General features: G+C 52.5%; 19 protein-coding genes. 2 read left to right on the top strand and 17 right to left on the bottom strand.

Annotated features, from left to right (window positions below):
• Window positions 1–70: 70 nt before the first annotated feature.
• The 14 genes from ACESZP_RS13050 to ACESZP_RS12985 form a co-directional block, all read right to left on the bottom strand.
• Window positions 71–778, bottom strand: a complete 708-nt coding sequence (locus tag ACESZP_RS13050) for an ATP-binding cassette domain-containing protein (RefSeq protein ID WP_178040049.1) — start codon at window positions 776–778, stop codon at window positions 71–73.
• A 1-nt stretch (window position 779) separates the two neighbouring features.
• Window positions 780–1,631: an ATP-binding cassette domain-containing protein gene (locus tag ACESZP_RS13045; protein ID WP_178040036.1), complete on the bottom strand. Its 852-nt coding sequence runs from the start codon at window positions 1,629–1,631 to the stop codon at window positions 780–782.
• Complete coding sequence (locus tag ACESZP_RS13040; protein ID WP_499709198.1) at window positions 1,628–2,713, bottom strand: branched-chain amino acid ABC transporter permease; 1,086 nt, start codon at window positions 2,711–2,713, stop codon at window positions 1,628–1,630. The genes ACESZP_RS13045 and ACESZP_RS13040 overlap by 4 nt, the downstream gene beginning before the upstream one ends.
• A gap of 14 nt (window positions 2,714–2,727) precedes the next feature.
• The gene (locus tag ACESZP_RS13035; RefSeq protein ID WP_178040038.1) at window positions 2,728–3,612 is read right to left on the bottom strand and encodes an ABC transporter permease subunit; all 885 of its coding nucleotides are present in this window, start codon (window positions 3,610–3,612) and stop codon (window positions 2,728–2,730) included.
• 96 nt (window positions 3,613–3,708) lie between these two features.
• A complete protein-coding gene (locus ACESZP_RS13030; RefSeq protein ID WP_178040039.1) occupies window positions 3,709–4,920 on the bottom strand; it encodes an ABC transporter substrate-binding protein in 1,212 nt (403 codons plus the stop codon).
• 264 nt (window positions 4,921–5,184) lie between these two features.
• The gene (locus ACESZP_RS13025; RefSeq protein ID WP_499709197.1) at window positions 5,185–5,646 is read right to left on the bottom strand and encodes a DUF6465 family protein; all 462 of its coding nucleotides are present in this window, start codon (window positions 5,644–5,646) and stop codon (window positions 5,185–5,187) included.
• A 109-nt stretch (window positions 5,647–5,755) separates the two neighbouring features.
• Window positions 5,756–6,991 carry a DUF1015 domain-containing protein gene (locus ACESZP_RS13020; RefSeq protein ID WP_499709196.1) on the bottom strand — a complete coding sequence of 412 codons (1,236 nt, stop codon included), beginning with the start codon at window positions 6,989–6,991 and terminating at the stop codon, window positions 5,756–5,758.
• Entirely contained in the window at window positions 6,991–8,154 is a 1,164-nt protein-coding gene (locus ACESZP_RS13015) for an NAD(P)-dependent oxidoreductase (RefSeq protein WP_178040042.1), read from the bottom strand. The genes ACESZP_RS13020 and ACESZP_RS13015 overlap by 1 nt, the downstream gene beginning before the upstream one ends.
• 3 nt (window positions 8,155–8,157) lie before the next feature.
• Window positions 8,158–9,237: a 3-phosphoserine/phosphohydroxythreonine transaminase gene (gene serC, locus ACESZP_RS13010; protein WP_178040043.1), complete on the bottom strand. Its 1,080-nt coding sequence runs from the start codon at window positions 9,235–9,237 to the stop codon at window positions 8,158–8,160.
• A 130-nt stretch (window positions 9,238–9,367) separates the two neighbouring features.
• A complete protein-coding gene (locus tag ACESZP_RS13005; RefSeq protein WP_178040044.1) occupies window positions 9,368–10,735 on the bottom strand; it encodes a L,D-transpeptidase family protein in 1,368 nt (455 codons plus the stop codon).
• 36 nt (window positions 10,736–10,771) lie between these two features.
• Window positions 10,772–12,451, bottom strand: coding sequence for a biosynthetic-type acetolactate synthase large subunit (ilvB, locus tag ACESZP_RS13000; RefSeq protein ID WP_178040045.1), 1,680 nt, complete (start codon window positions 12,449–12,451; stop codon window positions 10,772–10,774).
• Window positions 12,452–12,513: 62 nt separating this feature from the next.
• The gene (ilvD, locus tag ACESZP_RS12995; RefSeq protein ID WP_178040046.1) at window positions 12,514–14,175 is read right to left on the bottom strand and encodes a dihydroxy-acid dehydratase; all 1,662 of its coding nucleotides are present in this window, start codon (window positions 14,173–14,175) and stop codon (window positions 12,514–12,516) included.
• A gap of 32 nt (window positions 14,176–14,207) precedes the next feature.
• Window positions 14,208–15,290, bottom strand: coding sequence for a 3-isopropylmalate dehydrogenase (leuB, locus tag ACESZP_RS12990; protein ID WP_178040047.1), 1,083 nt, complete (start codon window positions 15,288–15,290; stop codon window positions 14,208–14,210).
• A gap of 385 nt (window positions 15,291–15,675) precedes the next feature.
• On the bottom strand, window positions 15,676–17,862 hold the full coding sequence (locus ACESZP_RS12985) for a PTS sugar transporter subunit IIABC (protein ID WP_499709195.1): 2,187 nt from the start codon (window positions 17,860–17,862) through the stop codon (window positions 15,676–15,678).
• A 396-nt stretch (window positions 17,863–18,258) separates the two neighbouring features.
• Here ACESZP_RS12985 and ACESZP_RS12980 point away from each other — a divergent pair, with 396 nt between their 5' ends.
• Window positions 18,259–19,098 carry a PRD domain-containing protein gene (locus ACESZP_RS12980; protein WP_499709194.1) on the top strand — a complete coding sequence of 280 codons (840 nt, stop codon included), beginning with the start codon at window positions 18,259–18,261 and terminating at the stop codon, window positions 19,096–19,098.
• On the opposite strand, the gene ACESZP_RS12975 is transcribed toward ACESZP_RS12980, so the two are convergent.
• Complete coding sequence (locus ACESZP_RS12975; protein WP_499709193.1) at window positions 19,071–20,849, bottom strand: autotransporter outer membrane beta-barrel domain-containing protein; 1,779 nt, start codon at window positions 20,847–20,849, stop codon at window positions 19,071–19,073. The two genes, ACESZP_RS12980 and ACESZP_RS12975, sit on opposite strands and share 28 nt — an antisense overlap.
• 219 nt (window positions 20,850–21,068) lie before the next feature.
• Here ACESZP_RS12975 and ACESZP_RS12970 point away from each other — a divergent pair, with 219 nt between their 5' ends.
• Window positions 21,069–21,902: a delta-lactam-biosynthetic de-N-acetylase gene (locus ACESZP_RS12970; RefSeq protein ID WP_499709192.1), complete on the top strand. Its 834-nt coding sequence runs from the start codon at window positions 21,069–21,071 to the stop codon at window positions 21,900–21,902.
• A gap of 46 nt (window positions 21,903–21,948) precedes the next feature.
• Here ACESZP_RS12970 and ACESZP_RS12965 read toward each other — a convergent pair whose 3' ends face one another.
• Together ACESZP_RS12965 and ACESZP_RS12960 are read right to left on the bottom strand one after the other, a co-directional pair.
• On the bottom strand, window positions 21,949–22,326 hold the full coding sequence (locus ACESZP_RS12965; protein ID WP_178037950.1) for a Rid family detoxifying hydrolase: 378 nt from the start codon (window positions 22,324–22,326) through the stop codon (window positions 21,949–21,951).
• A gap of 228 nt (window positions 22,327–22,554) precedes the next feature.
• Window positions 22,555–24,048 carry a glutamate synthase subunit beta gene (locus ACESZP_RS12960; protein ID WP_499709191.1) on the bottom strand — a complete coding sequence of 498 codons (1,494 nt, stop codon included), beginning with the start codon at window positions 24,046–24,048 and terminating at the stop codon, window positions 22,555–22,557.
• Window positions 24,049–24,052 lie beyond the last annotated feature (4 nt).

Genomic DNA, 24,052 nt, shown 5'->3' with positions numbered 1-24,052 from the left:
GTAAATGGATTTCTTTCTATAAATTATGATTATTTATAATTTACGCTTATGATCCCTTTTAACGTCCTTTTTACTTCTTTGCTTTTCCCAGATACGCCGCCTTCACTGCTTCATTTTCCAGAAGCTCGGCTCCGGTTCCGCTCAGGGTAATGCGGCCGGTCTCCATGACATAGCCCAGGTTTGCGGCCTTCAGGGCCATGTTCGCATTCTGCTCTACCAGGAGGATGGTCACGCCCTGCTTATTGATCTCCCGGATAATATCAAATACGCCTTTTACAATGATGGGGGCCAGTCCCAGGGACGGCTCATCCATCATGATAATCTCCGGTCTCGACATCAGCGCGCGACCGATGGCCAGCATCTGCTGCTCGCCGCCGGACAGGGTTCCGGCCAGCTGCCAGGAACGTTCCTTCAAGCGGGGAAACAGATCATAGACCCAGTTCATATCCTCGTCCAGAGAATCCTTTCGCATATAAGCGCCGATTTTCAGGTTCTCGGCTACGGTCATATCCGGGAACACCCGGCGTCCCTCAGGTACCAGGGTAATTCCCTTGGTTACAATCTGCTCCGTGGGCATGCCAGCCAGCTCCTCTCCCTTCAGGAGAATACTGCCGCTCTCCGGCTTCACCAGGCCCACGATAGAACGAAGGGTAGAGCTTTTGCCCGCACCATTGGCTCCAATCAGGGTCACGACCTCGCCCTTTGGCACGGCGAAGCTGATATCCTTCACGGCCTTGATGCCGCCGTAGGATACGTTCAAATCTTTGACTTCCAGAATATTACTCATCGTCCGCACCTCCCAGATAAGCTTCGATAACCTTCGGATTGTTCCGGATCTCCTCCGGGGTACCCTCCGCGATGGGCTTTCCAAAATCCAGCACGTAGATGCGGTCGGAAATCTCCATAACCAGATCCATATGATGCTCAATCATAAAGACCGTCAGGTCAAACTGCCTGCGGATCTTATCAATGAACTCCGTCAGCTCCAGGGTCTCCTGGGGGTTCATACCAGCCGCCGGTTCGTCCAGAAGCAGAAGCTCCGGCTTGGTGGCCAGGGCACGGGCGATCTCCAGATGACGCTGCTTGCCATAGGGCAGAGAGGTCGCCAGCTCATTTCTCACATCAGTCAGGCCCACGATCTCCAGAAGCCGTTCCGTCTCCTCTCGCATCTTCGCCTCTTCCTTTCCATTCAGGTGGAAGGTGGCCGTAAAAATATTGCTGGTGCGCAGCATATGCTTGGCTATCAGGATGTTGTCGAATACGGTCTGGCTCTTGAACAGACGGATATTCTGAAAAGTTCTGGCGATACCAAGTCTTGTAATTTTATCCGGCGTGGGAGCCAGCACATGCTGACCTGTATACATGGCCGGATTCTCACCCCGGTACAGCTTCTTCATCTTACCCTGCGGATGGTTCTGTACAATTTTATTGCCCTTATAGTAAATGGCGCCGTTGCTGGGCGCGTATACGCCTGTGATCACATTGAAGGCTGTGGTCTTACCGGCTCCGTTAGGGCCGATGAGGGAGACGATTTCCCCCTTGTTGATCTCCAGATTCATATTGTCCACGGCAATGACACCGCCAAACTGCATGGTGATATTCTCTACCTTCAGTACATTTTCCGTACTCATTTGGAAGCGCCTCCTTCCGTTACTTTCTTTTTCTTAAATCGATTACGGAAGAAATTCGCGATTCCTTCGATCGAAAATTCTTTGTCGCCCATGATACCCTTTCGGTAGAACAGCACGACGCACATGATGATGACGGCAAACACAACCTTACGGAAACCGGCGCGTAAGAGCGGCACATGAAAGCTTCCGATATACAGGTTGTCATTGTCCAGGAAACGCAGCCACCACTCGGAGCAGGCGATGAACAGGAAGGAGCTGATGCAGCTTCCGGTCACAGAACCGATACCGCCGATGACCACAATCAGCAAAATCTCATAGGTCATTGCAGACTTGAACATAGACGCCTGAATGGTAGTCTGATACATGGCCAGCAGACCTCCTGAGATACCTGCAAAAAAGGAACTGATCACGAAGGCCAGCCTCTTATGATGGGCCAGATTGATACCCATGGCCTCCGCAGCGATTTCATCATCACGGATGGCCTTGAACGCACGGCCATAGGTAGAGTTAATCAGCATCACAATCACGGCGATACAGATACCCGACACGATGAACGGATATAATACGGACTTGAAGGCCGGGAAATTTCGGAGCAGGTTAGAGCCGTTAGTCAGCGGGCCAAGCTTATCCCACTGGAATACCGCGCGGATAATCTCCGCAAAGCCGAGAGTCGCGATGGCCAGATAATCGCTCTTCAGACGCAATACCGGCAGACCGATGAGGTAAGCGAAGATCGCAGCCACGATACCGCCCGCAATCAGGGCCAGGGGTACCGGAATGGCAAACTGTACGATACCGCCGTCAAAATACTGATAGACGCTGGCCCTGGATTCCACCGGAATCGTCAGGATACCGTATGTATAAGCGCCCAGCAGCATAAAGCCCGCCTGACCTAAGGAAAACAGGCCGGTGAAGCCGTTCAGCAGGTTCATGGACACTGCCACCAGCGCGTAAATCGCGCCCTTTTTCAATACTGTAAACAACATGGAACCAGACGGCAGGATCTGCTCCAGTACAAAGAGCAGAAGGAGAAGTCCTCCGATCAGGCCGACGTTCCACATGACCTTTGTCTGTTTTTTCATGACCGAACGCCTCCTTATACTTTATCAATGACTTTCTCACCGAACAGACCCGTGGGCTTTGCAATGAGAATGACAATCAACAGGGCAAAGGTGAACGCGTCAGAAAAGGTAGTCCAGCCCAGACCCTTGATGATATTTTCACAGATACCGATAATAAACGCGCCGATGACCGCGCCCGGAATGGAGCCGATGCCGCCGAATACGGCTGCGACAAAGGCCTTCAGACCGGGCATTGCGCCTGCGGTCGGAGTGACGCCGGTGTAGTTGGTGAAGAACAGCATACTTCCGATGGCCGCCAGAAAGCTTCCGATGATAAAGGTCATGCTGATAACGGAATTAATCTTAATTCCCATCAGCTGGGAAGTTTCAAAATCACGGGAAGCCGCGCGCATGGCCATACCGATCTTGGTGTATTTGATCAGGGCTACCAGAGCCAGCACCAGCACAATAGTCAGAACCGGAGTGATGACTGTCACGCGCTTGGTGGTTGCGCCGAAGACGCTGATGGTATCACTGAGCCAGGGAATGGCCGGATACTGCTGGGACAGACCTCCGGTCACATAAAGCGCCAGATTCTGCAGCAGATAGGACACACCGATGGCGGAAATCATGATGGACATTCTCGGAGCGCTTCGAAGCGGCTTATAAGCCACACGCTCCACGGTAAAGCCCAGAAGCACCGTCAGAACAATCATCAGCGGAATCGCCACATAGATAGGCATGACCGTCATGGCATATACCATAATCAGACCTGCCACCATGAAAATATCGCCGTGAGCGAAGTTAATCAGTCTCAAAATTCCGTAGACCATGGTATAGCCGATGGCAATCAGCGCATACTGTCCGCCTACGGAAATGCCTGCCATCAAGTAGGGCAGGTTCTGGTTAATCCATTCCATACAATAACCTCCAAAAAACCAGGCTGAAAACATGGGTATGGCGGGAGCGCGCATCAGCGCTCCCGCCACCAAAGCTTTTCAGCCTTTTCTTTTAAATTACTTGCTTACACTCTGTTCTGCTACGAACTCCCATGCGCCTGTCTCGGTGTTCGCCTGCTTGATGTAAGCGGTATCACGGTTCGCGTCACCAGTCTCATTGAAGGTGATGTGTCCGGTTACGCCGGTGTAGTCCACGTTCCAGAGCGCCTCGTTCACTGCTGCCGGGTCGGTAGAGCCTGCTGCCTTCAGAGCCTCCAGTGCAGTGTAGTAAGCGTCATAGCCCATAACGGTCAGACCGGATACCGTATCGTCACCACCGTTATTTGCCTTTGCGGTGGAATCGCTGTTAATCCAGTCCTTGATGCCTGCATCGAACTCCTGATTTGCGCCCTCCTGGTAGAAGGTAGTTACATAAATCTGAAGGTCTTTACCCTTTGCTGCATTCAGAATGACATTGGAATCCCAGGTATCTGTGGAAAGAATCGGCATTTCCAGTCCCTGTGCGGCTGCCTGCTCGATAATCAGGGCTGCTGCCTCGGTAGAGCTGGGAGCAAAGAATACGTCGGCTCCTGCCTTCTTTGCAGATGTAATGTAAGAGGTAAAGTCGCTGTTTCCTTCCTGGAAGGTCTCAGCTACAACCTCTCCGCCCAGCGCCTCAAAGGCCTGTGTGAAGTAGTAACCAAGTCCTGTGGAATAGTCGTCGCCAAGCTTGGTCAGGACGTATGCTTTCTTTGCGTTAAATTTGTCTTTGGCGAAGTTCGCGTGAACCGTCCCCTGGAAGGGATCCAGAAAGCAGATACGGAAGTAATGGGTGTTGCCCTCGGTAACCTGCGGGTTGGTGCAGGTAACGCCGATGGCCGGGATTCCTGCCTCCTTGAATACGTCAGAAGCTGCGATGGAAACACCGGATCCGTAGGAACCAAGTACTACGGATACCTTGTCGCTCACCAGAGTAGCCGCTGCGGAAGGTCCTTTATCGTTGGAAGACTCATTGTCCACAATGTCAAGCTGTACCGTATACTCAGTACCACCAATTTCTACCGTCGGAGTTACATAGTTGGCATACTGGATACCTAAGGTTTCCTGCTTTCCGCCTGCTCCGTTGTCTCCGGACGCCGGCTCATATACACCAATCTTTACCACATTTCCGTCTGTGGCAGATGCGTCGGCGCTTGCGGAACTGCTGTCAGAGCTTCCGCCGGAGCATCCTGCCAGCATGGTGCTGACCATAGCCGCCGCAAGTAATACTGATAATGCACGCTTCTTCATAACTTTTTTCCTCCTCTGTCCACGCTTCGGCTGTCACCGACAATTCATACCCTTTTGTTCGTCCTGCAAAGACATTTGTGCGTGGTTTTTAATATGGGCTTTAGTATAGCACGTTTAAAATCGAATAGCAAGAGGATTTTATAAAAAAGTTGTATCCAGGACGGACATATGCTTTTACAGGGCGAACGTGCGATGGTAAAAAAAGAGCCCGTCCATGCTGGACTGACTCTTTCCTCGTATCGCATATATTTTATCCGGTGTAAATTACAGTTCGATCTTTCCGCTCTCTTTGCCGTTGATGACATAGTATGCTGCGCTGTCTTCCGGCTTTACATACAGGTTCAGCTCCTTGATGGAGGATGCACGGTGTCCCAGTGCTACCCACTTCTCGGTTACCTGTGCTGCCAGATCTGCAGTCAGGATCTCCTTACCTGCAAACTGCACATATACATTCTGTACGGCTTCCTTCTTCTCAGCCTTCGGCTTCGGTCCGCGCTTCTTCGGCGCTGCCTTTACTTCTGCCTTCTTCTCAGCCTTCGGTGCCTCAGCCTTTACAGCCTCTGCTTTTACCTCAGCCTTCGGTGCTTCTTTTACGGTCTCTTTTACTTCTGCCTTAACTGCCGGAGCTGCTGTCTCTGTCTTTACTATCTCTACTGTCTTTACCGGAGCGTTTATCTTTACGTCTTCTGCCTTTTTCGTTGTCTGTGTTGTTTTCTTAGCAGCCATCATAATCCTCCTCTGACTTTTACTTTCAAAATTCTAACAGCGCTTATTATAGAGCATTTTTCCATATATTGCAAGTGCTTATTGTAAATTCAGAAGCTCTCTGAGCCTTTTATTTTAATGCATGGATAAATAATCCGCTGCGGAGCTTTGGCTCAAACCAAGTGGATTTGGGCGGCATCAGCAGTCCGGCATCCGCCACTGCAAATAATTCCCCTATGGAAGTCGGATACATGGCAAAGGCCGCCTTCATATCCGTATGTACCCGGCGCTCCAGCTCGGAAAGTCCGCGAATTCCGCCGACAAAGTCAATGCGCTTGTCTGTCTTCGGATCCTGAATGCCCAGAACCGGCTCCAGAATCTGCTTCTGCAAAATGGATACATCCAAACCCTCCACCGGATCACAGTTCCCATATTCCGGCTTCAGGGTCAGCAGATACCATTTGTCCTCCAGGAACAGAGTCACCTGTCCTTTCCTCTTCGGATGCTCTGCCTTGTCCAACGTTTCCACATCAAAGACCTTTTTGATCCCGCTTAAAAATTCCTCCGGCGTCAGGCCGTTCAGATCGCGGACCACACGGTTGTAGTCCATAATCATCAACTCGTCATCCGGAAAAATCACGGACAGGAAGTAGTTAAACTCCTCCTCGCCGGTATAGCCCGGATGCTCCTCCCGACGCTTTACGCCCACACGCACAGCGGAAGCCGCCCGGTGATGGCCGTCAGCGATATAGAGGGCGTTCATCTGATGAAAGGCCTCATAGATGGCGCTGATTTTCTCTGTATCCGCTATCTTCCAGCCTCGATGACGGATCCCGTCCTCCGAGGTGAAGTCAAACAGAGCCGCGCCCGTCTTTACGTCCGCCACAATTTTTTTCAGGTTCTCCTGATTCCGGTAAGCCAGGAAAATCGGGCCGGTCTGGGCGTCGCAGATGTCCACGTGACGCACACGATCTTCTTCCTTCTCCCGACGGGTATTCTCATGCTTCTTGATCATACCGTTCAGATAATCGTCAATGGAAGCGCAGGCCACAATGCCGGTCTGACTGCGGCCGTTCATGGTCAGCTCATAGAGATAATAACAGGGCTTGTCGTCCTGCACGAAATCACCGTTCTCTACCATGCCCCAGAGCAGCTCTTTTGCTTTCTGATACACCTCCGGTGCATAGATATCTGTCTCTTCGGAAAGCTGCGTCTCCGCGCGGTCGATACGAAGGAAGGTCAGGGGCTTTCCCTCTACGGCCTTTCTTGCCTCTTCCCGATTGTATACATCATAGGGAAGCGCCGCGATATCTGCCTCTTTTCCGGCTGCGGGCCGGATGCCGCGAAAAGTTCTGATCTCTGCCATTAGCAGATCACCCGCACTTTCAGAACGCCGTCTACGGCTTCAAGCTTCTCGATAAGCTCCGGGCTTGCCGGACTTTCCAGATCGAACATGGAGTACGCGTAGTCACCGCGGCTCTTATTGGTCATATTGCCGATATTGTAGTTGGCGTCGCCGAGAATGGTAGTGAACTGGCTCAGCATATTTTTGACATTCTTATGGCAGATAGCCACACGCGCCGGATAACTAGGGATACCCATGTCGCAGTCCGGATAGTTGACGGAGTGCTGAATGTTGCCGTGCTCCAGATAGCAGCGAACTTCCTTCACCGCCATACGCGCACAGTTCTCCTCTGCTTCCTCCGTGGAAGCGCCCAGATGTGGGGTTACGATCATACCCTTCGCGCCTGCGGTGGTGGTGTTCGGGAAATCAGTCATATAGCGGGCTACTTTTCCCTTCTTCAGCGCGTCCACCATAGCCTTCTCGTCTACCAGAAGATCCCGGGCATAGTTCAGAACTACTACGCCGTCCTTCATCTTCTCGATGGCCTCTGCATTGATCATACCCTTTGTGCTGTCCAGAAGCGGCACATGAATGGTGATGTAATCACACTCTTTATAGATATCGTCCACATTGGTAATGTGACGGATATTGCGGGACAGATTCCAGGCTGCCTCTACGGAGATATACGGGTCATAGCCCAGTACTTCCATGCCAAGATGTGTGGCTGCGTTTGCCACCTGCACGCCGATGGCGCCAAGACCGATGATACCCAGCTTCTTGCCCTGAATCTCATGGCCTGCAAACTGCTTCTTCTGCTTTTCCGCAAGCTTACTGATATCCTCGTTCATACGCTCGGACTGCACCCAGTTGACGCCGCCCACGATATCTCTGGCTGCCAGCAGCATACCTGCCAGTACCAGCTCCTTAACGCCGTTGGCATTGGCTCCCGGTGTATTGAATACAACGATACCCTGATCCGCACATTTGGTAAGCGGAATGTTATTTACACCGGCTCCTGCACGGGCAATAGCCTTCAGATTTTCCGGGAATTCTACCTCATGAAGCGCCGCGCTTCTGACCAGCAGTGCGTCCGCCTCCTCCATATTCTCGGTCTGCTTATAATCCTCTGTGAAATGATTCAGACCGAACTGCGCGATCTGATTCATGCATTTGTACTGATACATGGCTTAGTTTTCCTCCTCAAACTTCTTCATAAACTCTACCAGAGCCTTGACGCCCTCGATCGGCATAGCATTGTAGATGCTTGCGCGCATGCCGCCAACGGTTCTGTGACCCTTCAGGTTCACAAAGCCTGCCTCGGTGGCCTCCTTGATAAATTTGGCGTCCAGATCCTTGTCACCGGTTACAAACGGTACATTCATAATAGAACGGTCTTCTTTGCGGACCGTGCCCTTGAACAGCTTACTGGAATCCAGGAAGTCATAGAGAACCTTTGCCTTTTCTTCATTTCTCGCCTTCATCACTTCCAGACCGCCCTGCTTCTTCAGCCATTTGAAAACCTTGCCGCACATGTAGATGCAGTAGCAGTTCGGAGTGTTGTAAAGAGAATTGGCATCCGCATGGATCTTGTACTTCATATAAGTCGGCGTGTACGGAAGCACATCCTCGGTAATCAAATCCTCCCGGATGATGACGATGGCCATGCCTGCGGGACCCACATTTTTCTGTACGCCGCCGTAGATCAGACCATATTTGCTTACGTCTACCGGCTCGGATAAGAAACAGGAGGAAATATCAGATACCAGAGTCTTGCCCTTGGTATCCGGCAGGGTATGGAACTTGGTTCCGTAGATGGTGTTGTTCTCGCAGATATATACATAATCTGCGTCCGGGCTGATCGGCAGATCGGAGCAATCCGGAATATAAGAGAAGGTTTTATCCTCGGATGACGCGATAGCGTTTGCCTGTCCGTAGATCTGCGCCTCTTTCAATGCTTTCTTTGCCCACTGTCCGGTAATGATGTAATCCGCCACCTTATTTTTCATCAGGTTCATGGGAATCGCCGCGAACTGCAAATGCGCGCCGCCCTGCATGAACAGCACCTTGTAATTGTCCGGGATCTGCATCAAATCGCGCAGATCCTGTTCTGCCTCATTGATGATATTCTCGAAAGCCTTGGATCGGTGTGACATCTCCATCACAGACATTCCCGTTCCCTTGTAGTCCAGCATCTCATCTGCTGCCTCGCGTAAAACTTCTTCCGGCATTACGGCCGGTCCTGCTGAAAAATTGTACACACGACTCATGTTTTCATTCCTCCCGTTTTCACTCATGGCCCGGCAGATAATTCAGAACTTCCTGACTATCGCCGGGCCTTTACGTATGTGTTATAATTTCCTTTATTCTATTACTCTGTTAAACTGTTGTCAATGTTTTTTAGTAATACAGTACTACCGGCGTTCCGGTTTCCATATTGGCATATACCTGCGCCATAGCTGCCGGTGGTGTATTGACACAGCCATGGGAGCCATTGGTCAGATAGACCTCTCCGCCAAACTCGGCACGCCAGTACGCGTCATGGATTCCGTAATTGCCGTAGAAGGGCATCCAGTAATTTACCGGCGTACGGTAGTTATCGCCCTTCAGCACTGCGTTACGGGTCTTATACTGGATCTGGGACACGATAGCCGGCGTATTGTAACCACGGCTGATATTGCCGGTTACCACATCGGTATCAACCACCAGGGTACCATTTTTATAGCACCACATATGCTGCGCTCCCATATCTACCTCGATATAGGTGCTTCCGATGTCGCCGTTGGGTCCATCCCAGGTATTTCCCTTATGACTGTACGCCGGCTCCTTTGTGACAGTCTCACCCTTTTCAATAGAAGCGAGAAGTGCTGCGCTCTCGGTCGCTTTATCAATCTGCCAGCCGTAATTGCCACCCTTTACCGTAATGGTACCGCGCAGCGTACTGTTGAAGCTGCGGGCCTGCTTGTAGGTGTCGCGCTCCTTTGCAAGCTCCGTCACCCAATCGGTCACAGCCTGCTCCGAAAGTGTTGCCTTGTAATCATCATCAATGGTAATAAAACCGCTGATAACGGATTTGTCCACCACATCACTCTGTTTTCCAAAGGTATAAGTGACAGACGCTCCCAGCCATTCATCAAGCTGTGCTGTCAGCGATGTAATTTCTTCTGATTCTGTAGTAATCTGAGGCTCCACATAGCAGCCTGCCTCATCCAGATCAAGGGTCTCTATCAGGCTTTCGGAAGCAATGCGGATCTGGCCGCTTAAGGCTTCCCAATCAAGCTCGGCACCCTGCTCCTCTTTATGTATCTTGTAGCCATCCTCCGTCATTTCCACCCAGGCATTTTCCGGAGAAGCGCCCTTTTTCATGCAGGAATTCACTGCAGCATCAAAGGCATCCTCATCGTAGCTGATCTCCGGTCCAATCTGGTACAGATCCTTCTGCCAGAACATTCTGGGCCATAGAAAACCGTTCTGCTTCCGCTTCAGCGTCCGGACGGTATCGCCCTCAGAGAAGCTCATGCCAAGCTTTTCCGGGGTCAGGGTGACGGTGTCGCCGCCCCGCTCCGTAATGGTTAATGTGTAAGCGTTTGCCTGAGAAAGCAGCAGCTCGTTCACCTGTTTCACTGTATACAGATCCGCGTTCACTCCGTTGACCTCGGTACCCGTAAAGAAATGTTCCATAAAATAAATGGAAACTCCCACGTATGCCACCACAAGAACAATTAACACCCAGAGATACCAGCGTATCCGTTTTATTACCGCTATCATTTTTTCACTTTTTACTCCACTCGTTTTTTTGATGTCTTACTTCTGATTTAAATCGTCCGCATCAAAGGTATCCTCCAGCGGGGCTCCCGGAGACATCATCGGGAACACCTTGTCATCACTGTCGATGACACACTCCAGCACCACCGGACGGCCCATGGCAATGGCCTTCTCCAGCGCCGGAGCGACTTCTTCCTTCTTTGTCACACGCATACCGACTGCGCCCATGGCCTCTGCCAGCTTTACGAAATCCACCTGATCGTTTAAGACGGTGGCGGAATAGCGCTGTCCATAGTACAGGGTCTGCCACTGACGTACCATACCCAGCACATGGTTATTCAGTACTAACTCGATGATCGGTACCTGATAGCGGGCTGCCGTCGCAATTTCATTCATATTCATGCGGAAGCAGCCGTCGCCTGCCACATTGACTACCGTTTTTTCCGGGCAGCCAATCTTGGCTCCGATGCCGGCTCCCAGGCCATAGCCCATGGTTCCCAGTCCTCCCGAGGTCAGGAAGGTTCTCGGCCCCTTGTACTTATAATACTGTGCCGCCCACATCTGGTTCTGACCAACCTCGGTGGTGATAATGGCGTCGCCCTTTGTTACGCGGTACAATTCTTCTACCACATAGGGGCCTGTCAGACGGTCGTCGTCAAATTTCAGCGGATATTTATTCTTCAGGGCTTCTACCTCTTCTATCCATGCGTCATGCTTCATATCCGGAAGCTTCGCGTTCAGGATTTCCAGCACGGATTTCACATCGCCGATGACGCTGCCGCTTACCAGGACATTCTTGTTGATCTCCGCCGGATCGATGTCGATCTGGAGAATCTTTGCTTTCTTTGCAAATCGGCTGGTGTCGCCGGTGACACGGTCGCTGAAACGCGCGCCCAGGGTAATCAGCAGATCGCAGTGGGCTACGCCGAAATTGGACGCCTTGGTTCCGTGCATACCCAGCATGCCGGTGTACAGCGGGTCGGTGCCGTTGAACGCGCCCTTTCCCATCAGGGAATCACAGACCGGAGCGTTGACCTTATGGGCAAAGATATTTACCATTTCGGATGCGCCGGAGATAACAGAACCTCCGCCCACAAAGATGAACGGACGCTCTGCCTCCCGAATCATTTCCAGGGCTTTTTCGATATCCTCATCTTTGATAGTATCCGTTACGCGCTTGGGCTCTTCCGGCTTCTTATATTCATAGTCGGTCTTATCCGCGGTGGCATTCTTGGTGATGTCCACCAGGACCGGACCGGGACGTCCGCTTCTGGCGATATCGAAGGCCTTGCGAAGAGCCGGGGCCAGTGCTTCTGCATCCTTAATAATAAAGTTATGCTTGGTAATCGGCATGGTAATACCGGAAATATCTACCTCCTGGAAGGAATCTCTTCCCAACAGTCCTTTTCCCACGTTGCAGGTAATGGCTACTATGGGTACAGAATCCATGTACGCGGTAGCGATACCGGTAACCAGATTGGTGGCACCCGGGCCGGATGTGGCCAGACATACGCCTACCTTGCCGGTGGCTCTGGCATAGCCGTCCGCCGCATGGGACGCGCCCTGCTCGTGAGAGGTCAGAATATGACGAATCTCATCGCTGTGCTTATATAATTCATCGTATACATTCAGAATGGCTCCGCCCGGGTAACCGAAAACCGTGTCTACGCCCTGCTCTTTGAGACATTCTACTAAGATCTGTGAACCTGTCAGTTCCATATTTGCTCTCCCCTTTATTCATATTAACTGGTACGTTTAGCCCATACAAACGCATGACTAAACTATTTCTCCAGTATTGCTCCTCTGTTTCCGGAGGTTACCATTTTCGCGTAGCGCGCCAGATAGCCTGTAGTGACCCTCGGCTCACGCGGCTGCCATTTCGCCTTTCTGGCTGCCAGTTCCTCGTCAGATACCAGAACCTCCAGCTTGTTGTTCGGAATATCAATGAGGATACGATCGCCCTCTTCTACCAGGGCAATCGGTCCGCCTACGGCTGCTTCCGGAGATACGTGTCCGATAGACGCGCCTCTGGACGCGCCGCTGAAACGGCCATCGGTAATCAGTGCCACCGTGGAGCCCAGACCCATACCTGCGATGGCGGAAGTCGGGTTCAGCATCTCTCTCATGCCCGGGCCGCCCTTGGGTCCCTCGTAGCGGATAACAACCACGTCGCCTGCCACGATCTTGCCGCCCTTGATAGCTGCGATAGCGTCCTCCTCACAGTCGAAGACGCGGGCCGGTCCCTCATGGACCATCATTTCCGGCACCACTGCGGAACGCTTTACCACGCCGGTATCCGGCGCCAGGTTGCCCTTCAGAACGGCGATACCGCCGATCTCGCTGTATGGATTGTCAATGGGTCGGATGACCTCCGGGTTACGGTTTATACAGCCTGCAATGTTTTCACCGACGGTCTTGCCGGTTACGGTAATCAGATCTGTGTTCAGCAGGTTCTTCTTATTTAATTCGTTCATAACTGCGTATACGCCGCCTGCCTCGTTCAGGTCTTCCATGTAAGTGGGGCCTGCCGGCGCCAGGTGGCACAGGTTCGGAGTTTTGGCGCTCATCTCGTTGGCAATCTCCATATTCAGATCCACATCTGCCTCATGGGCGATGGCCGGAAGATGCAGCATACTGTTGGTGGAGCAGCCCAGAGCCATATCCACAGTCAGGGCGTTCAGGAACGCTTCCTTTGTCATAATGTCACGGGGACGGATATTCTTTTTCCACAGCTCCATGACCTGCATGCCTGCGTGCTTCGCAAGCTTGATTCGCTCGGAGTAGACAGCCGGAATGGTTCCATTTCCCGGAAGGCCCATGCCCAGCGCCTCAGTCAGACAGTTCATGCTGTTGGCGGTATACATACCGGAGCAGGAACCGCAGGTGGGACAAACCTTTGCCTCGAACTCTTTTACGTCCTCCTCAGTCATGGTGCCTGCCGCGTAGGAGCCCACTGCCTCGAACATGCTGGAAAGACTACGCTTCTGGCCGTGTACATGACCTGCCAGCATGGGGCCGCCGCTGACGAAAACGGTCGGCACATTGATACGGGCTGCTGCCATCAGAAGTCCCGGCACATTCTTGTCACAGTTCGGCACCATAACCAGGGCGTCGAACTGATGAGCCATAGCCATACACTCGGTGGAATCGGCAATCAGGTCACGGGTTACCAGGGAGTATTTCATGCCCACATGCCCCATGGCGATGCCGTCGCAGACTGCGATAGCCGGAAATACAATCGGAGTACCGCCGCCCATGGCAACGCCAATCTTTACGGCTTCTACGATTTTATCCAGGTTCACATGTCCCGGTACGATCTCATTATAGGAACTCACGATGCCGACCAACGGCTTCTTCATCTCTTCTTCTGTCAGGCCCAGCGCGTTAAACAGACTGCGGTGGGGCGCCTGCTGCATACCCTCTTTTACTGCGTCACTTCTCATCTTTTCGTTCTCCTTCTATAATAAATACTGTATTATACTCTCTCTGCAATCAGGTCGCCCATCTCTGTGGTTCCTACCTTCTTGCAGCCTTCGGACATAATGTCTCCGGTGCGGTACCCCTCTGTCAGTACCTGCTGGACGGCCTGCTCAATGGCGTCTGCCTCTTTATCCAGGTCGAAGCTGTAACGCAGCATCATAGCTGCGGACAGGATGGTTGCGATGGGGTTCGCAATATTCTGTCCCGCGATGTCCGGGGCGGATCCGCCACTTGGCTCGTAAAGACCGAATTTGGTGTCGTTCAGGCTGGCACTGGCCAGCATTCCGATGGAACCGGTTACCATGCTGGCTTCATCGGAGAGGATATCACCAAACATATTCTCGGTCAGGATGACGTCAAACTGGGCCGGGTCTTTGACCAGCTGCATGGCGCAGTTGTCTACCAGCATATGAGTCAGCTCGATATCCGGGTATTCCCTTGCCACTTCTTCCACGACTTTTCTCCAGAGTCTGGAAGAATCCAGCACGTTGGCTTTATCTACACTGCATACTTTCCTTCTGCGCTTGCCCGCGATGTCGAAGGCGCGCTTTGCGATACGGCGGATTTCATGCTCGTTATAGGTCAGGGTGTCGATGGCAGTCATGACGCCGTCTACCTCTTTTGTCTCTCTGGCTCCAAAGTAGAGACCTCCGGTCAGCTCGCGCATGATCATCAGATCGAAGCCCTTGTCGCTGATGTCCTTGCGGAGCGGGCAGGCGTCCTGGAGCTCTTTATACAGGATAGCCGGGCGCAGATTTGCGAACAGGCCTAAGGATTTACGAAGCTTTAAAAGCCCTGCCTCGGGGCGACGGTCTGCCGGCAGCTTGTACCAGGGCGAGGTGGCTGCGTTGCCGCCGATGGAGCCCATGAGAACTGCGTCGCTCTTTTTGGCGCTTTCGATGGTTTCGTCGGTGAGCGGTACGCCGTGAACGTCGATGGATGCTCCGCCCATCAGTAAATCTGTGTAATGAATCTCATGTCCATATTTTTCTGCGATGCGGTCAAGGACTTTTCTTGCCTCCCGCACGACCTCCGGCCCAATGCCGTCGCCGGATATGACTGCTAAGTTTAAGTTCATTTTTTCATCTCCCCTTTGATGCGTTACTTTAGTGTAGAAAATTCCGTATTATTATTACTATAGAACATAAATCGTGTTTTTTCAACTGGGAGATGCATTTTTTTTCATGTTGTGTACTGCCGGGACAGAAAAAATATCCCCCGTCGGGAACACGCACATTTTCCTACTCCTCGCAGGCGGCTTATTCGCATCTGACCGGCCAACTCGGGCCAAGGCCCTCAAACAGGGCCTCCTTCAGATGCTGCCAACCTGCTCGTCCCTACGGAAAATGAGCTAACGTTCCCTCTGGGGGATATTTTTTCTGTCCCGGCAGGGATATACGTTTTCAATAAAAAGAATGTATTATCCTACGGGGTGGATCGCTTTTTTATATATTATAAATGGGTTATGCCAGGGTCTCCACTGCAAACAGAGGCTCGCCTGCTTTGATCTCGCCGTCGCCGATCTGGCGGATGCGCTGGTTCGGGGCAAGCTCGGTGCAGAGTACCGGGGAGCAGAGGGAAGGCGCGTGGCTCTTCAGGAAGTCGATGTCGATCTTCATGAGCGGTTCGCCTTTCTTGACCTTCTGGCCGTTTTCTACGAAGACTTCAAAGCCTTCTCCGTTCAAATTTACAGTGTCGATGCCGATGTGGAGAAGCAGGGCTACTCCGCTGTCCGTCTGGAAGCCGATGGCATGCTTTGTGTCGAACACGAAGACTACCTCGCCGTCTTCCGGTGCGCAGATGATGGCATCTTCTGGGGTTACGGCTGCGCCGTCGCCCATCATTTTGCCTGCGAAGCCTTCATCCGGCACGTTCTCCAGAGCGGTAGCCAATCCGGTGATGGGGCTGGAAATGATGGTGGTGGAAACGATACTTTCTTCTGCGGACGCTGCTGCTTCCTCTGTAGCTTCTGTGGTGAATGCTGTGTCTGTACTCTCCGCCGCGGTTTCCTCTTCGAAGGTATCCGGCGCAGTCTCCAGATAAGTCTCCAGCTTTGCCTTGATAACCGTTACCTGGGGTCCGTAGATGATCTGGACGCCCTGGCCTTTGATGATGATGCCGCGGGATCCGGTGGTTTTAATCAGGGCCTCATTTACTTTAGATGAATCTGCTACGGTAAGGCGCAGTCTGGTGGCGCAGCAGTCTACGCCGGTGATGTTGGCTTTGCCGCCCAGGCCTCTGGTGATGGTCTCGCTGACCGGGTCGGCGGAAGTTGTGCCGGAAGTTGTATTATTTGCCGCGTTTTTCGCGTTTACATCTGCTTTTGTATACAGTTTGGTTTCCTCATCGTCGTCCTCACGGCCCGGGGTCTTGAAGTCGAATTTCTTGATCAGGAAGGTGAAGATCACATAGTACAGGATGAAGTAAATAATGCCCACCGGGATGATGCGAAGCCAGCTTGTCTTCTCATTTCCCTGCAGGATTCCGAACAGAAACAGATCCAGGAAGCCGCCGGAGAAGGTCAGACCTACGGCAACGTTCAGCATATGGGCAATCATGTAGGCGGAACCGGCCAGGATTACCTGTACGGCGAACAGGGCCGGCGCTACGAACAGGAAGGAAAACTCCAGGGGCTCTGTGATTCCGGTGAACATGCAGGCCAGAGCTGCGGACAGCAGAAGGCCGCCTGCCTGTTTTTTCTTTTCCGGCTTTGCGCACTGATACATGGCCAGGGCTGCGCCCGGCAGACCGAAGATCATGAAAATAAACTCGCCGGAGAAGTAACGGGTTGCGTCTGCGCTGAAGTGCGCCACGTTGGCGGAATCAGCAAGCTGGGCGAAGAAGATGTTCTGGCCGCCCTGTACCAGCTGTCCTGCCACTTCCATGGTGCCTCCCACTGCAGTCTGCCAGAAGGGCATGTAGAATACGTGATGCAGTCCGAAGGGAATCAGCGCACGCTTGATAATACCGAAAATCAGGGTTCCGATGTAGCCGCTGCCGGTTACCAGGCCGCCCAGGGCGTAGATGCCGTTCTGTACCACCGGCCATACGAAGTACATGGCGATGCCGACGAACATATATACTACCGTAGAAATAATCGGGACGAAACGGGAGCCGCCGAAGAAGGATAAGGCGTTCGGAAGCTCAATCATATGGAAGCGGTTGTGCAGAGCCGCTACACCAAGGCCCACGATGATACCGCCGAAGACGCCCATCTGCAAGGACTGGATGCCGCACACGGAGGTGATGGTTCCTTCCAGCACATCCGCAGAAATGGTTCCATCGGCCAGAATCTCACCGTTGACCTGCAGCATGGCGTTAATGGCAGTATTCATAACGAAGAAGGCAATCAGTGCGGAAAGGGCGGATACTTCTTTCTCTTTGTAGGCCATACCGATGGCTACGCCCACGGCGAAGATCAGCGGCAGGTTATTGAACACGGCGCTGCCCACCTGATTCATGATAATTAACAGGGAATTTAAAATGGTACCCTTGCCCAGAATGGCAGTCAGGCCATAGGTGGCAATGGTGGTTTCATTGGTAAAAGAACTGCCGATACCCAGTAAGAGACCCGCTACCGGGAGAATGGCGATGGGAAGCATGAAGGAGCGTCCCACCCGCTGCAATACGCCAAAAATCTTGTCTTTCATTGTTTTCTCTCTCCTTGAAATGCAATCTTATTTTTGACGTTTATGCAAGAGCTTATTCATCTGTGCGGTCAAATCCCGATTCTCCGGATAACCGGATTTTTAGGCACAAAAAAAGACAGTAACCCTACATAAACATACAAAAATATTTGTGATATCTATGCCAAGTTAATGCCTGCCGAACAGTTACACACTTAATGCAAGGTGAGTATACAACATGATTTACCGGAAAGTCAAGCGGATTTTTCAAATTGCTCGTGATTTTATAACAAATTTTATTCGGTTGCAGCCGAGTCAGTTGCAGCCGAACAAAAAATATTTCCTTTCCGTTCTCCCCTTTACATTTTTCCTTCTATTTGTTACCATAATTTTAACATCGTTTACGGGGGAGATTCCATTATGTATCGGGTGAGCAGAGTTCTGAATAATAACGGCGTCATCGCCATTGATATGGATGATAATCAGGAATATGTATTGCTGGGAAAGGGGCTTGGCTTCGGGAAGAAGGTCTCGGAGCGGTTTGAGAAGCCGGAAGGGGCGTCCATGTACCGGTTGGCAGATGATACGGAACGGGGTTCCGCGAAATCTCTGGCCCGGAATGTGGCTCCGGAATTTATCGAGATGGCCGACGCGGTTATGCGGGAAGCCGAAAGCCGCTTCGGCACCGTGGATCGCCGGGTCATGCTGCCCCTGGCCGATCATCTGTCCTTCGCAGCCTCCCGGGTCCGAAACGGCGAACAGATCAGCAATCCTCTGACCGACGACATCCGCACCCTATTCCACAGTGAATTTAAAACGGCTCTCCTTATCAAGGATTTGTTCCGCGATCGTCTGGGTCTCTCCCTCGACGACCACGAGGTGGGCTACGTGGCTCTCCACGTCCACTCTGCCATCGAGGATGAGAAGATCTCCATGGCCATGCAGACCGCACAGGCCGTCCGGGAGTGCGTCGACATGCTGGAGCAGGAAACAGGAGAGCACATCGACGTACTCTCCCTTGCCTACAATCGTCTCATGAATCATATCAAATACATGGTCGCCCGGGGTGTCACCGGCGAAGATCTGAAGGTGAATATGAACGACTATATGTCTGTTAAATTTCCCAAATCCTACGCCCTAGCCACCTCTGTCTGCGACCGTCTGGCCGCTTCCACCGGTCTTACCTTCGACGAGATGGAGATCGGCTATCTGGCCATGCACATCGAGCGGGTTTACAGCACCTGCTCACCATCCACATAAAGGTGATAACCGTTTGCTATCACGTTATCCGTACTCCCGGTGAAGCTGCTCACGTAGCTGTCGCCGGTCAGTGTCCAGGTGGAATCCTTACTTAAGGTCACGTCTACGGTGCCCTCTGCGCCGTCCGGATTGATACAGCCGGTAAAGCTGCTGCCCTCCGTCAAATTCAGCTTCAAAGTGGAAATGTCATCCACCAGAATCTGGCCGTCAATCTCCTGATCCGCCGCGTCCAGAACCACATCGCCGCCATTCGCGCCTTCCTTTCCCCAGCCTCTGCTGGAAGAATTACCCTCGACTCTTAAAAATACCTCATTTGCCAGCTTGAATACCACGTTTTTAAGAGAAATGGCACAGTCTGTGTTGGTCACATAGAACATGTCGCCGCTCTTTGCCGTGATAACGCCACCCTCCGCCGTAAAGTTAGCCTCTCCTACCTCTGCGTCTCCGGACATGCTTTGGTAAATCATAATGTTATGGATATTCTCACTGTCATCCCCGTAGGTGCCGGTCATATTGCCGGTCACATTGCAGTCTGTCAGGGAGACTGAATTCTTGCCCTCTACGACCACGGCTTCACTGTTGTTGGCAATCAGTGTTGCGTCGGATACGCTGACGTCCGCGGTACTGTAGACTGCCGGGCTTCCGGTGCCGTTGGTCACATAGCTGCCGCCCTTGACATCCACAGTTCCGCCGCCCCGGTCACTGCGGATGGCTGCGGAAGAGTTTCCCTGGGTTTCCACATCCAGATTGGCTGCGTTGGTGGTTCCGCCGCCGGTGGTCTGAATGCCGCCGGAACAGTCGCCGGTAGTACGGATGGTGGAATCAGAAATATTGACCGTGGTTCCGGTTCCGTAGCTAAATACGCCGTTGCCGTTCTTCACACTGGTATTCACCGTGGCATTTTTTATGGTAACATTGGCTCCATTCTGGGCCAGCAGGCCTGCGTTCATGCCATAGAAATCTCCATTGTCGGCGCTGGAGGAAGAACCTTCCGTCTTATTTACCGTGATATTCGTAAGCTCTGCTGTGGCTCCGTCCACCCGGAGGGCATTCTCATCGTCTCCGGTGGAGCTGTAGGTTTTGCCGTCTGCAGTGGTGTCGGAATCTATCGTAGTTGCCGCCGTTCCGTTGGAAGCGTCGCTGCTCTGGCCGGGATCTCCGTTACCGCCCGCACCCGGACCGCCTGCGTTCTTCACAACCACCATCAGCGCATTGTTGTCTGCGTCCAGGCTCAATTCCAGGACGCTGCCCTCTTTGATGTCAGCTGCCGTTCCATCTGTGGTCTTACCGTCCTGCTGTTCTACCGTAATCTGTGTGTCATCCGTCAATGTAAATGTGATGAACTCGCCGGAGGCGGTGAACATGGAAGGCGCCTGACCCTGGCCGTCCGGGGCTCCGTTTGGCGCGCCACCGTTTCCACTGCCATTATCCGAAGGTGCCTGGCTGTCTGAGCTGTCTCCGTCCGGCTTTGCGGGAGCCTCACCGCTCGGTGCCTCTCCATCCGGTTTCTCTGGAGCTTCCCCGTCTGTACTCTCTCCGTCCGGTTTCTCCGGTGCTTCCCCGCTGGCCATCGCGCCCAGGTCCGCCGTCACCGTATTGCCGTCTACCGCTGTCACCTGCGCAGTTACGCTCTCGCTCTCTTCTGCCTCAGACGTCTGTGTGCTATCTGCCGTTGTCTTTGTACAACCGGTCATTCCCACTGTCGCCAATGCCACAGCACAACCCATCGCCAACAATTTCGCATACTTCATAATCTTATACCTCCATTTACGCCCCGAAAGCCTTCCGCATCCGGCGTCAATGCTTTTATTCTTCTGTTGATGCTGTTATCATATCGGAACTTTGTGTTCAGATTATGGGAGAATTATGGAAAAACTGTGAAATGCGGTTTCCTGTGAACGCAATCCTGCGTTCATATACCTTCTGATTTTCACATATACTGTAAAACTACAAGTCGAAGGAGTCTGCCCATGAAACCTGTCGCTTCCATGTCTGCTCACCTGTTCCTGCGCCTGTGCGGGATTGCCCTGCTGCTGACCCTGGCCTATTTCGGCGGTCAGGGCGTCGCGCGCATTTCGGACGGAAGTGCTGCACTACTCCCTGTATCCGGAGCAGCTTCCACCAGCTGGGGACTGGGCTTTGGCGAACCCGGCGCACAGCCCACCGGGAACGCGTCCCCGGCAGCTCTCCGGGAGTACAATGCCTATTACATAGAAGAAACGGATGAAAAAAAGATTTATCTGACCTTTGACTGCGGATTTGAAAATGGGAATACGCCCGCCATTCTGGACGCCCTGAAGAAGCACGACGCCCCCGCCACCTTCTTCGTGGTGGGCAATTATCTGGATACCAGCCCGGATCTGGTAAAACGGATGCTGGCAGAGGGACATACGGTGGGCAATCATACTTACCACCACCCGGATATGTCCAAAATCAGTACCGAAGCGGACTTCGCGAAGGAGCTGAAGTCCCTGGAAGCTCTTTACCAGGAAGTGACCGGCGAGCCCATCTCGAAATACTATCGGCCGCCCCAGGGCATTTACAGCGAAAAGAATCTGCAGATGGCCAAAGATCTGGGCTATCGCACCTTCTTCTGGAGCCTGGCCTACGTGGACTGGAAGCAGGATGACCAGCCCACCCATGAGCAGGCCTTCGACAAGCTCCTGACCCGCGTCCACCCGGGCGCCGTGGTGCTGCTTCACAATACCTCGAAAACCAATGGGGAGATTCTCGATGAATTACTGACGAAATGGGAAGAGATGGGGTATACCTTTCATCCTCTGAGCGAGCTGTGCGGAGCGTAACGAAAAAAGGAAGCGCCTCCCAGCGCTCCCTCTTTCATCTCATTTTTTATCTTCCCGCGATAACCTCTACCTCGCACAGCACGCCCTTGGGCAGGTCCTTCACTGCCACGCAGGATCTGGCCGGAGCCTCTTCCTTAAAATAGCGGCTGTATACCTCGTTGAACTTGGCAAAATCCGCGATGTCTGCCAGGAAACAGGTGGTCTTGATCACGTTGCTGTAGTCGAGACCTGCCTCTTTTAAGATAGCTCCCACATTCTTCAGGGACTGATCTGCCTGACCCTCGATGTTGTCAGACTCTACCTCGCCGGTAGCCGGGTTTACCGGAATCTGGCCGGATGCGTATACCATACCATTATACTCGATGGCCTGGGAATAGGGGCCGATGGCTGCGGGTGCATTGGTTGTAGCGATAACTTTTTTCATTGTTTTACCTCCATTGATTCTTTGGAATAAAATTTGTAACTATTCAGTACCTGAACAGTTACTAAAATCTATCCTATTCCTTACTATATAGCGTTAAATTTTCCTTGTCAATTCAGGATTCTGATTATCCATTAATCATAATTTCCAATCCGCAGATTTTTCTCATTTAAAATCAGAACGTAAAAAGAAAGAGAAGTTTTTGACGCTTCTCTTTCTCCCGCTGTTTATTTACTGCACCTGCAGGCTCGTATATCCCATCAGATCCAGGTCCACCGCGCAGGCGGCCTCTCGGCCCTCGCGGATGGCCCAAACTACCAGGGACTGACCCCGGTGCATGTCTCCTGCGGTGAAGACCCGGTCCACGTTGGTCTTGTACTGGCCCGGAGCGGTGTTGACATTGGTTCTGGCATTGACCTCCACGCCAAAGGCCTTGGTTACATAGTCCTGGCTTCCCAGGAAGCCTGCGGCGATCAGCACCACGTCCACATCCAGGGTGAACTCACTGCCCTCGATGGGTACCATCATCATACGGCCGGTCTTCTCGTCCGTCTTACTCTCCAGCTTGCAGCAGACGGCTTTCTTCAGATTACCAGCCTTGTCGCCGATGAACTCCTTAACGGTGGTGGTATAGATACGCGGGTCGGAGCCAAACATAGCGATAGCTTCCTCCTGGCCGTAATCGGTCTTGCAGACCTTCGGCCATTCGGGCCAGGGATTATTCGGAGTCCGGGTATCCGGAGCCTTCGGCATCATTTCCAGCTGGATGACGGATTTTGCGCCAAGTCTGATAGAGGTTCCCACACAGTCATTTCCGGTGTCGCCTCCGCCGATGACCATCACGTTCTTCCCTTTGGTGGAAATGAATTTCTTGTCAGCGAAATTGGAATCCAGCAGACTCTTGGTGGTGGCCCGGAGGAAATCTACCGCGAAATAAATTCCCTTCAGCTCTCGGCCCGGCACCTTGATGTCCCGGGGATTGGAAGCGCCGCAGGTCAGAATCACACGATCGTAATCCTTCAGAATCTCTGCCGCCTTCTTATCCTTACCTACATCCGTATTGACTACAAATTCCACGCCCTCAGCCTTCATCATGTCGATTTTCCGATCAATGATGTGCTTCTCCAGCTTCATATTCGGAATGCCATAGCGGAGAAGTCCGCCTACCCGGTCAAAGCGCTCGAACACCGTCACAGAATGGCCTCTGTGATTCAGCTGATCCGCTGCTGCCAGTCCCGAAGGACCGCTTCCGATAATCGCGATCTTCTTGCCGGTACGGTTCGTGGGCGGCGTCGGTACGGCGTAGCCCTCTTTGTAGGCATTTTCAATGATGGCTAATTCGTTACTCTTGGTGGATACCGGATCGCCGTTCAGGTTGCAGGTACAGGCCTTCTCGCAGAGAGCCGGACACACCCGTCCCGTGAACTCCGGGAAGCTGCTGGTGCGCTTCAGACGCTTGTAGGCCTGCTCCCAGTTGCCCATATACAGTAAATCGTTCCACTCCGGGATCAGGTTGTGCAGCGGACAGCCGGAAGCCATGCCACCAATCATCATACCTGCCTGGCAGAAGGGGACGCCGCATGACATGCAACGCGCTCCCTGTTTTTCCTGCTCCTCTTTGGAAAGAGGGGTATGGAATTCATTAAAATGCTTGATACGTTCCTTCGGATACTGGGCTTTCGGATTTACCCGGTCATACTCCATAAATCCTGTCGGTTTTCCCATGATG

It is taken from the genome of Candidatus Dorea massiliensis AP6 (genome assembly GCF_964245105.1).
Taxonomy (GTDB): Bacteria; Bacillota; Clostridia; order Lachnospirales; family Lachnospiraceae; genus Laedolimicola; species Laedolimicola intestinihominis.
This window is presented reverse-complemented; position numbering and strand designations above follow the sequence as displayed.